Source organism: Azospirillum sp., assembly GCF_035627195.1.
Taxonomy (GTDB): Bacteria; Pseudomonadota; Alphaproteobacteria; order Azospirillales; family Azospirillaceae; genus Azospirillum.
The window spans coordinates 1-9,934 of record NZ_DASPMG010000156.1 but is presented as its reverse complement, the minus strand read 5'-3'; the positions used below and the strand labels follow the sequence as shown (position 1 = coordinate 9,934).

Annotated in this window: 10 protein-coding genes; all 10 read right to left on the bottom strand. The window is 70.2% G+C overall.

The window, feature by feature from the left end; genetic code table 11:
- Positions 1-1,535: methyl-accepting chemotaxis protein (locus tag VED21_RS14565; protein WP_324883154.1), on the bottom strand; the 1,535-nt coding region annotated here is incomplete at its 3' end.
- Positions 1,532-2,116, bottom strand: a complete 585-nt coding sequence (locus VED21_RS14560; protein WP_324883152.1) for a chemotaxis protein CheW — start codon at positions 2,114-2,116, stop codon at positions 1,532-1,534. The genes VED21_RS14565 and VED21_RS14560, both read right to left, overlap by 4 nt.
- Complete coding sequence (locus tag VED21_RS14555) at positions 2,113-3,501, bottom strand: CheR family methyltransferase (protein ID WP_324883150.1); 1,389 nt, start codon at positions 3,499-3,501, stop codon at positions 2,113-2,115. The genes VED21_RS14560 and VED21_RS14555 overlap by 4 nt, the downstream gene beginning before the upstream one ends.
- Positions 3,498-4,040 (bottom strand): chemotaxis protein CheW, encoded by a 543-nt coding sequence (locus VED21_RS14550; RefSeq protein WP_324883148.1) that lies wholly within the window; start codon positions 4,038-4,040, stop codon positions 3,498-3,500. Before VED21_RS14550 ends, VED21_RS14555 begins: the two co-directional genes overlap by 4 nt.
- Before the next feature lie 140 nt (positions 4,041-4,180).
- Positions 4,181-4,453 (bottom strand): hypothetical protein, encoded by a 273-nt coding sequence (locus VED21_RS14545; protein ID WP_324883146.1) that lies wholly within the window; start codon positions 4,451-4,453, stop codon positions 4,181-4,183.
- Between the two features lie 173 nt (positions 4,454-4,626).
- Positions 4,627-5,664 (bottom strand): agmatine deiminase family protein, encoded by a 1,038-nt coding sequence (locus VED21_RS14540; RefSeq protein WP_324883144.1) that lies wholly within the window; start codon positions 5,662-5,664, stop codon positions 4,627-4,629.
- A gap of 152 nt (positions 5,665-5,816) precedes the next feature.
- Positions 5,817-6,650 carry an ABC transporter permease subunit gene (locus VED21_RS14535; protein ID WP_324883142.1) on the bottom strand — a complete coding sequence of 278 codons (834 nt, stop codon included), beginning with the start codon at positions 6,648-6,650 and terminating at the stop codon, positions 5,817-5,819.
- Positions 6,647-7,573, bottom strand: a complete 927-nt coding sequence (locus tag VED21_RS14530; RefSeq protein WP_324883140.1) for an ABC transporter permease subunit — start codon at positions 7,571-7,573, stop codon at positions 6,647-6,649. The genes VED21_RS14535 and VED21_RS14530 overlap by 4 nt, the downstream gene beginning before the upstream one ends.
- Positions 7,570-8,718: an ABC transporter ATP-binding protein gene (locus VED21_RS14525; RefSeq protein ID WP_324883138.1), complete on the bottom strand. Its 1,149-nt coding sequence runs from the start codon at positions 8,716-8,718 to the stop codon at positions 7,570-7,572. Before VED21_RS14525 ends, VED21_RS14530 begins: the two co-directional genes overlap by 4 nt.
- 85 nt (positions 8,719-8,803) lie before the next feature.
- On the bottom strand, positions 8,804-9,907 hold the full coding sequence (locus VED21_RS14520) for an extracellular solute-binding protein (protein ID WP_324883136.1): 1,104 nt from the start codon (positions 9,905-9,907) through the stop codon (positions 8,804-8,806).
- Positions 9,908-9,934 lie beyond the last annotated feature (27 nt).

Genomic DNA, 9,934 nt, shown 5'->3' with positions numbered 1-9,934 from the left:
TCCAGGCCGATCTGCTGCTGGTTGGTGCCGGCGACGATCTGCTGGAAGGCCAGCACGCTCTCGTGGATGTTGTCGGCCATGGTGCGGATGGTGGCCTGCGTCGAATCCGCCTGCCGCCGCCCGGCGGCCACACGCTTCACCGCCTCCTCCGTCAGCATGACCGACGCGTTGATCCCCTGCTGGATGTCCGACAGGTTGGAACGCACCTGGGCGGTGGCGTCCTTGGCCTGATCGGCGAGGCTCTTGATCTCCGTGGCGACGACCGAGAAGGTGCGGCCGTGCTCGCCCGCCGCCGCCGCCTCGATGGCGGCGTTCAGCGCCAGCAGGTGGCTGCGCTCGGCGATGTCGTTGACGGTGGCGATGATGTCGCTGATCGCCTGGGTGCGCTCGCTCAGCATCACGATGGTCTCGGCCACCGTCTCGGCCTGCTCGCGGATGCCGTCCATGGCCTGCATGGTGTCGTCCACCGCCTTGAGCCCGGTGGCGCTGGACGCCGCCGTGTTCTGGGCACCCGACGCCACCTCCTGCGCGCGGCGCGAGATCTGGGCGCCCGACGCCGTGATCTCCGACAGGGTCGCCATGGTCTCCTCCACCGCCGCCAGCTGCTCGGCCACGCTGGCCGCCTGCTGCTGGGTGGAGGCGCGGATCTGCGCGGTGGCGGCGTGCACGTTCTCGGCCGCCGCGCGCGTGCCCTGGGCCACGCCGCGCAGCCGTTCGGCCATCTCGTTCAGGTCGGTGCCCAGCGCCCCCAGCTCGTCGGTGCCGGGGATCTCCACGCGCCGGGTCAGGTCGCCGCCGCCGATCACCCGCACCGCGTCGATCGCCCGCACCAGCCGCCCAGTGAAGGAGCGGCCGAACAGGTAGGCGATGGCCAGCCCCGCCCCCAGCAGCAGCACGGCGGCGATCACGGCCGAGCGCAGCATCTCGTCGTACGCCTCCTGGATGCGCCGCTCGCCGGCCTGGGTCAGGCGGCGCAGCGTCTCGTTGGCGTCGTCGATGCGCTTGTCCAGGCTGGCGCGCATCGCCTCGATGCGGGCGCGCCGCTCGATGGCGCCGGTCACCTCGCCTTGCGCCAGCAGGCGGAACAGCACGTCGCCCTCCGCCTGGGCGCGGCGGTAGTCACCCTCGATGGTGCGGGCAAAGGCGTTCAGCTCGCTCCAGTGGCGGGCGCGCTCGGGCGAGCTGGCGTTCGTCGCCCGCGTGGCGGTCAGCTTCTGCAGTTCCGCCAGTTCGGCGTAGATGCGCGCGTTCAGCTCGTCGTACTGGCGGTGCAGTTCGGAGACGTCGTAGGCGCGCTGCTGGGCGCTGCCCACGGCGGCCTCGGCCAGCGCCGATTCCCGCCGGTTGCGGACCAGCGCCTGGACGAGGCCGACGTTCTTCAGCGCGTCGGCCACCGCCACGTCGTAGGTCGCCACCGCCCGCGCGGTGCCGAAGGCGATGTCGAACTGATGGAACTGGTAGGCGATCGGCACCAACGCCAGCAGCACGATCAGGCCGAAGGCGGAGGCCAGCTTCTGGGCGACGGTCAGTCTCATCGGTGGGGGTTTCCGTCCAGGTCGTTGACGATGGCCGGGACGTCGAGGACGGCAACGCGGTCCCCCGTCAAGGCGTTCACATAGCGGGCCGGCGCGGTCTCGGTCAGCGTGGCCGCCGGCCGCTCCTCCACCGCGTCGACGGCACGGAAGCGCAACGCAAGGGGCGCCCGCGCCACGCGGCGCAGCACCACGGCAAATCCCCCCGCGCCGTCGTCGATGCCGGCCGGGGCGCCGCACAGCCGGTCCACGTCGAACAGCCGCAGCACCCGCCCGCCGACGTTGATCAGGCCCAGCAGGTGGGCCGGCGCGCCCGGCACCGGGGTCCAGCGCGCCACCGGCTGCGTGCGCCCGACCTCGGCGATGGGCAGCGCGTAGCGCTCCACCGCCCCCCGCGCCAGCAGCAGGCGGACCTGGCCCGCACCGTCCTCCGCCACGGGTGGGCGCGCCAGTTCCTCGGTGCGGCGGCGCAGCAGCTCCTCGGCCCACGGCCCGCGGCCGGCCGCCGCCTGCTCCACCGCGGCGCGGCTGGCGGCCAGCCGGCGCCTCAGAGTCGCCCAGTCTATGTCCCCGGAAGGTTTCACCGGGCACCTCCCGCCGGCAGCCACAGGTCGATCATGGCGGACAACTCGCGCACGCTCAGGCCCCGGCCGTGCGCCACCGGCGCATCGGGGTCGCGGCCGGCCAGCGACAGCCGGGCGCCACGGAAGGCCCGCCGCGCCGCCTCCGCCTGCCCGCGCCGCCAGTGCACCAGCGCCAGATGGTACTGCGCCAGCGCCAGATCGTGGTCGAGGTAGAGGGCCCGCCGGAACGCCGCGACCGGATCGCCGACGCCAAGCTGCTCCTCGATCAGCCCGCGGTAGTAGTGGACGGCGGCGTTCATCGGCTCCCGCCGCACCAGCGCCTCGCAGGCCTCCAGCGCCTCCGGCCACTGCCCCCGGTCGGCCAGGGCGACGAGATCGTCAAGCGTCGGCCCGCCGGCGGCTGGCTCCGGTTCGGGCCGCGCGGCCGGTGCCGGAGCGGGCACCGGGTGCACCCGGCGCGACGGCGCGGGCGGCGGCGGCGGCAGCGGTTCCGGCACCGTCACCACCGGCGCCATGGCCGGCGTGCACAGCGGGTGCGGCTTGCGGTACAGCGTCGCGCCCGGAACGGACACCGGGGTGAACAGCGTGCTCAGTTCCATACCCGCTTCGGCGTGACCGACCAGCAGCCAGCCGCCGTCGACCAGCGCGTCGTGCAACCCGCGCACCAGCCGCGCGCGGCTGGGCTCGTCGAAATAGATCATGACGTTGCGGCACAGCACCACGTCGAAGCCCGCCAGCCCCTCGGCATAGGCCGGCAGCGCCGATTCCGCGAGATTGAAGTGGGAAAAGCGGGTCCATTCCCGGTACGCGGGCTTCAGCCGCCAGCCGCCGTCCTGCGGTTCGAAGCAGTCGGCGCGCACGTCGTCGGGCACGCCGCGCATCGCCCAGTCGCCATAGGTCGCCGCCTTGGCCTGGGCGAGGAAGGCGTGGTTGATGTCCGTGCCTATGATCGACACGCTCCACCCGTCCAGCGCGCGCGCGAAGGCGCGTTTCAGCAGGATTTCCACCGAATAGGCCTCGGCGCCGATGGAGCAGCCCGCACTCCAGACGCGCAGTGCCCGCACACCGGCATTGCGGCGCAGGCATTCGGGGATGACCAGGGCGCGCAAGGCCTCGAACTGTTCCAGGTAGCGGAAGAAGAAGGTCTCGCCGATGGCGATCTCGTTGACCAGCGCCTGGAACTCCGCCCCCCCGGCACGCTCGCGCTCCAGCACCGTCAGATAGGCGCGGCAACCCTGCAGGCCCAGCGCCTCGATGCGCCGCCGCACGCGCTCGGCCAGCGCGGAATCCTTGTCGGCGTAATAGGCCAACCCGGTGCGCCGGATCACGAGATCTTTCAGCGGGGCGAAGGCCGGGTCGCCCAGAACCGCCAGGGCGCCCGTCATGCCGCCCCACCCTGTGCCGGCTCATCGTATGCCGGCTCACCCCGCCAGGCGCGAAGCCGCTCCTCCGCCACCGCGCGGAAGCCGGCCAGCCGCTCCTCCTCGGCCTTGGTCAGCAGGCGTGCGGGGTCGAGCAGGAACACCGTCTCCGCGCCCCGGCGCCAAGCTCCGGCGATGCAGCCGTTGAACGAACCACCCTCCTCCACATCCTCCAGCATCGGCCCGTCCGCCGGCCGGACCGCCAGCACCGCATCGACCAGAAGCGCCAGCGATCCGCCTTCGTGCGTGATCAGCAGCAGCGGCGTGTAGACGCCCGGCTCACGGACGGCCAGGCCGAACAGCGTGCCGAGGCTCAGCACCGGCACCGCCTCGCCGCCCAGCACCGCCACCCCGGCCAGGACCGGCGGCTGGCCCGGCAGCCGTTCCAGACGCGGCATAGGCAGCACGCGGCGCACCGCGCCGCTCGGCAGCGCCAAGCGCCGGTCGGCCACGGAGAACACAGCGTATCGCGGCTCGGCCGCCGGGCTGCCGGATGTCGTCACGCCAAGGCACTGCCTGAAAAGGGGCACCACTGGCGGAAATCCTAAACGGCTGCTCCGTCCTTGCCATACGGCTCTTCGGTATAAGGCAAGGGTCCGATGCCCAAAGGAGGATCGGCTTCGGAACGCTGAGTGGGGAATGCTCAGACGCTGACGTCGAGCAGAGAGCCGCGTGGCTTGGAGCCGGGCAGCGGCCGGCCGTTGGTGCGGGCCTGCACGGCGCGCGCGGTGGTGTCCAGCGCCTGCCCGGTGTCGGTGCCGGACTTGGCATCGCGCGTGCCGTCGGCCTTGCCGGCGGCCTGCGGCGCCTGGATCGTCTGGGTGCGCTGGACGGTGGTCGTCTGCTGGGCCGCCATCACCGCCGGCGACAGCGCGACCTGCGCCGCAGGGATCACCTGCGGCTGGACGAGCTTCATCGCCTGGGGCGTTATGAGCGGATTTAACTGCATGTTAACAAGATGCGCCCGTACGCGAACCTTTACAAGGCGCGAAACGTCTCAGGCGCGGAAATCGTTTCGGATTCGCCAGAAATGACGCCTATCCGATCGTTATCGCCGTTCAACGGCGCCGGCGCTCATCCAGCCGCCCCCTACCCCACCGGCTGCTGCTGGGTGATGCAGTGGATGCCGCCGCCGCCGCGCACGATGTCCAGCGCCGGGATCTGGATCACCTCGCGGTCGGGGAAGGCGCGGCGCACGGTGCGATAGGCCTCGTCGTCGGCGAAATCCTCGAAGGCCGGCATCACCACGCCGCCGTTGGCGATGTACAGGTTGGTGTAGGACAGCGTCAGGCGCACGCCGTTGCGGTCGCGCCGCGCGGGCTGGCGGATCTCGATCACCTCCAGCTCGCGCCCGCGCGCGTCCCGCGCGCGCTTCAGCCGGTCCAGATTGTCCTGGAACGCCTTGAAGTTGGCGTCGGTCGGGTCGTCGGTGGTCAGCGCCATCACCACGCCGGGCCGCACGAAGCAGGCGATCTCGTCGATGTGTCCGTCCGTCTCGTCGTCCTGGTAGCCCTCGCCCAGCCAGATCACCGTGGAGACCGACACGTGGTCCTTCAGGAACGCCTCGATCTCCGCCCGGCTCAGGTGCGGGTTACGGTTGGGGTTCAGCAGGCACTGCTCGGTGGTGATCAGCGTGCCTTCGCCGTCCACGTGGAAGGAGCCGCCCTCCATCACCAGCGGCGCCTCGTAGCACGGCAGTTTCAGGTGCTCCAGCACCAGGCGCCCGACCTCCTGATCCTTGGCGCAGCCGGGGTAGTTGCCGCCCCAGGCGTTGAAGCGCCAGTGCACGCCGGCCACCCGCCCCTGGCCGTCGCTGACGAAGCTCGGCCCCGTGTCGCGGATCCAGGAATCGGAGATGGGCAGCGGCACCACCTGGATGCCGGCACCCAGCGTCAGCGAGGCCTCCGCCACGTCGTCGGGGTCGCAGACCATGGTCACCGGCTCGAACCGGGCGATGGCGCGCGCCACGTCGGCATAGGCCGTGCGGGCGGCCTCGAACGCCTCCTCGTCGGCGGCGCCCTGCTCGCCCGCCCAGGTTTCGGCACGGCAGGGCCACGCCATCCAGCAGCGGCTGTGCGGCTCCCATTCGCCGGGCATGCGCAGCCCGTCGGCGGCTGGCGTCGTCATGGTCCGTCCCTCCCCCTGTGACATTCTTGGGTGTGACATTCTTGGGTCCGGCCTCGCGTTGCGGACAGCCTAAACACGGCGCCGCGCGTTTGGCAACGGCCGGGCCGCAACGTCGTGCCCGGCACCACGAAAGAAAACATCACAAATGAAGCTCAACCAGCCTGCAGCGCCATCTGCTCGTCGCGCTTGCGCTGGCGCTCGCGCCGGGCCACCAGCAGGCTGGCGATGAAGATGCCGGTCGCCACCACCAGCACGATGATGGTCGCCAGCGCGTTGATCTGCGGGCTGACGCCCAGCCGCACGCTGGAGAACACCGCCATGGGCAGCGTGGTCGACCCCGGTCCGGACACGAAGCTGGCGATCACCACGTCGTCCAGCGACAGGGTGAAGGCCAGCAGCCAGCCCGCCACGATGGCCGGGGCGATCAGCGGCAGGGTGATGACGAAGAACACCTTGCCCGGCCGCGCGCCGAGATCCATCGCCGCCTCCTCCAGGCTGCCGTCCATGCCCGACAGGCGCGACTGCACGATGACGGCGACGTAGGCCATGGTGAAGGTGGTGTGGGCGATGGTGATGGTGGTCATGCCGCGCCCGTCGGGCCAGCCGATCGCCTGCTCCATCGCCACGAACAGCAGCAGCAGCGACAGGCCGGTGATCACCTCCGGCATCACCAGCGGCGCACTGATCATGCCGCCGAACAGCGTGCGCCCGCGGAACCGGCCGAAGCGCGACAGCGCCAGCCCGGCGATGGTGCCCAGCACGGTCGCCAGCGTGGCCGAGGCCGCGGCCACCTGCAGCGACACCAGGGCGGCGTCGATCAGCGCCTCGTTGTGCAGCAGCTCGCCGTACCATTTGGTCGAAAAGCCGCTCCACACCGTGACGAGCCGGTTCTCGTTGAAGGAATAGACGATCAGCAGGACGATCGGCGCGTACAGGAAGGCGTAGCCGAACCACAGCGCCCAGGCGAGCATCCCCGTCCGCCTCATCGCCGCGCCTCCCCGTCCCCGGTGCGGCCCTGGACGTGCTGGAACACCATGATCGGCACCACCAGGAACAGCAGCAGCGCGGTCGCCACCGACGCCGCCACCGGCCAGTCGCGGTTGGAGAAGAACTCGTTCCACAGCACGCGCCCGATCATCAGCGTGTCCGGCCCGCCCAGCAGCTCCGGGATGACGAACTCGCCCACCGCCGGGATGAACACCAGGAGCGAGCCGGCGACGATCCCCGGCAGCGACAGCGGCAGCGTGACGGTGAGGAACGCCCGCCACGGCCGGCAGCCCAGGTCGGCCGCCGCCTCCAGCAGCGTCAGGTCCAGCTTTTCCAGGCTCGCGTACAGCGGCAGGATCATGAACGGCAGGTACGAATAGGTGATGCCGATGTACACCGCCGCGTCGCCGTACAGCAGCTCCACCGGCCCGTCGGTGAGGCCCAGCGTCTCCAGCAGGTTGCTGATCAGCCCGTTGGACTTCAGGATGCCGATCCAGGCGTACACGCGGATCAGGAACGAGGTCCAGAACGGCAGGATGACCAGCATCATCAGCGCCGCCCGCCGCTCCGCCGGGGCCCGCGCGATGGCGTACGCCATGGGATAGCCCAGCAGCAGGCACAGGAACGTGGAGACCGCCGCCATCTTCAGGGACGACAGGTACGCCGCGATGTACAGGTCGTCGGCCAGCAGCCGCAGGTAGTTGGTGAGGTTGAGGACCAGCTGGAGCTTCAGGTCGCCCCCCTCCTCGCCCATCACCCAGTCGACCAGCGGCGTGTAGGGCGGCTGCGCCAGCACCGCCTCGGAGAAGCTGATCTTGAAGACGATCAGGAACGGCACCAGGAAGAACAGCGCCAGCCACAGGTAGGGGACGCCCACCACCAGCCCGCGGCCCAGCGACAGGAAGCGGCGGATCGCGTTCATTGCGTCAGCACCACGCCGGCGAACGGGCGCCAGGTGACGTACACCTCGTCGTCCCAGGTGATCGGCAGGTCGGTGCGGCGGGTGACGTTGGGGATGGTGGCGCGCACCACGGTGCCGGTCGCCAGCTCCACCAGATAGATCGACACGTCGCCCAGGTACGCGATCTCGCGCACCACGCCGCGCGTCAGGTTGCGCCCGGTGGCGTCCTGCGGCGGCTCCTTGGACAGCGCCACCTTCTCCGGCCGCACGGCGACGCGCACGGCGCTGCCCAGCGGCACCGCGGCGCCGTGGTTGATGTACAGGTCGCAGCCGGCCTGTTCGGAGCGGATGAGCACGTGGTCCGGCTCGTCCTCCGCCACGATGCCCTCGAACATGTTCACCGATCCGATGAACTGCGCCACGAAGGCGGAGTTCGGGTACTCGTAGATCTCCGTCGGCGTGCCGACCTGGGCGATGGTGCCCTGGTTCATCACGGCGATGCGGCTGGCCATGGTCATCGCCTCCTCCTGGTCGTGGGTGACGACCACGAAGGTGATGCCGGTGCTTTCCTGGATGTTGACCAGTTCGAACTGCGTGCGCTCGCGCAGCCGCTTGTCCAGCGCCCCCAGCGGCTCGTCCAGCAGCAGCAGCTTGGGCCGCTTGACGAGGCTGCGGGCCAGCGCCACGCGCTGCCGCTGCCCGCCCGACAGCTGGTGCGGGCGCCGCTTGGCGAAGGCGCCGAGCTGGACCATCTCCAGCATCTCCGTCACGCGCGCGCGGATCTCCGCCTTCGGCAGGCCGTCCTGCTTCAGGCCGAAGGCGACGTTCTGCTCCACGCTCATGTGCGGGAACAGGGCGTAGGACTGGAACATCATGTTCACGGGCCGCTCGTACGGCGGAATCCCCGACATGTCGACGCCATCGATGAAGATGCGCCCTTCGCTCGGCTGCTCGAAGCCGGCCAGCATGCGCAGCAGCGTCGTCTTGCCCGAACCGGAGCCGCCCAGCAGCGCGAAGAACTCGCCGCGGTGGATGTTCAGCGTGACGTCGTCGACGGCGACGAAGTCGCCGAACCGCTTGGTCACCCGCTCGATGCGCACATAGGGCACGGCGGCCGGGTCCTGCCACGGCTCCAGGCGGGTCGGCTTGCGGATGGGCTGCGCCATGATGCTTCAGGGTCCCCCGAACGAAGAAACGCCCCGGTCCGTGACGGACGGACCGGGGCGCCGCGGCACGTCATGCGCCTAAGGTTTACTTGCCCGTCTTGACCTTCGTCCAGACCCGCGTGCGGTCGCGGTCGGTGGACTGCTTGATGGCCTTCAGGCTGAACAGCTTCACCTTGCCGCCTTCCGGCAGGTAGACGGCCGGGTTGGTCTTCACCGCCTCGTCCACGCCGGCCAGCGAGGCCGGCACGGCGTTGGCGTACTGCACCGTGTTGGTGATGCCCGCCGTGTTGGCCGGGTCGAGGACGAAGTTGATGAAGGCGTAGGCCGCGTCCTTGTTCTTCGAATCGGCCGGGATCGCCAGCGTGTCCCACCACACCTGCACGCCTTCCTTGGGCGCCACGTACTGGACGGTGACGCCCTTGTTGGCTTCCTTGGCGCGCGCCGAGGCCTGGTTGACGTCGCCGTTGTAGGCCATGACGACGCAGGCGTCGCCGGCGGCCAGCAGGTTGATGTTCTGCCCCGTCACGAACTGCTTGATGTACGGGCGCACGGCCAGCAGCGCCTTCTCCGCTTTCGCCAGATCCTCCTTCTTCTCGGAGTTCGGGTCGAGGCCGAGGTAGTTCAGCACCGACGGGATCACGTCGGTGGCCGAATCCATCACGGTGATGCCGCACTTGGAGACCTTCTCGGCCACCTCCGGCTTGAAGATCAGGTCCCAGCTGTCCAGCGCCACGTCGGGGGCGACGGCCTTGATCTTCTCCGGCACGATGCCGATGCCGACGGTGCCGCCCAGGTACGGCACGGCGTGCTTGTTGCCGGGGTCGGAGGTCTCCAGCAGCTTCAGCACCTGCGGGTCGACGTTCTTCAGGTTGGGGATCTTCGCCTTGTCGAGCGGCGCCACCACCTTGGCCTGGATCAGGCGCGACAGCGTCGGCTCGGCCGTCGGCACGATGATGTCGTAGCCGGACTTGCCGACCAGGACCTTCTGCTCCAGCAGCTCCAGGCTGTCGTACAGGTCGACCTTGGTCGGGTAGCCGGCCGCCTTGGTGAAGTCGGCGAGCGTCGTCTCACCCAGGTAGTCGTTCCAGATGTAGATGTTGAGCGGCTTCTTGGCCTGGGCGTGCGCGGCGCCGGACACCGCGACGGCGGCGATGGCGGCCAGGGCGCTGAGCGCGAGTCGTTTCTTCATGAAGGCCCCCGACTGTTCTGCATTGGC

Bases quoted from the DNA above. Each gene is read 5' to 3' on its own strand.
- VED21_RS14555 (WP_324883150.1), bottom strand. From the start codon at position 3,501: ATGACGGGCGCCCTGGCGGTTCTGGGCGACCCGGCCTTCGCCCCGCTG.
- VED21_RS14545 (WP_324883146.1), bottom strand. From the start codon at position 4,453: ATGAAGCTCGTCCAGCCGCAGGTGATCCCTGCGGCGCAGGTCGCGCTG.
- VED21_RS14540 (WP_324883144.1), bottom strand. From the start codon at position 5,664: ATGACGACGCCAGCCGCCGACGGGCTGCGCATGCCCGGCGAATGGGAG.
- VED21_RS14535 (WP_324883142.1), bottom strand. From the start codon at position 6,650: ATGAGGCGGACGGGGATGCTCGCCTGGGCGCTGTGGTTCGGCTACGCC.
- VED21_RS14530 (WP_324883140.1), bottom strand. From the start codon at position 7,573: ATGAACGCGATCCGCCGCTTCCTGTCGCTGGGCCGCGGGCTGGTGGTG.
- VED21_RS14525 (WP_324883138.1), bottom strand. From the start codon at position 8,718: ATGGCGCAGCCCATCCGCAAGCCGACCCGCCTGGAGCCGTGGCAGGAC.
- VED21_RS14520 (WP_324883136.1), bottom strand. From the start codon at position 9,907: ATGAAGAAACGACTCGCGCTCAGCGCCCTGGCCGCCATCGCCGCCGTC.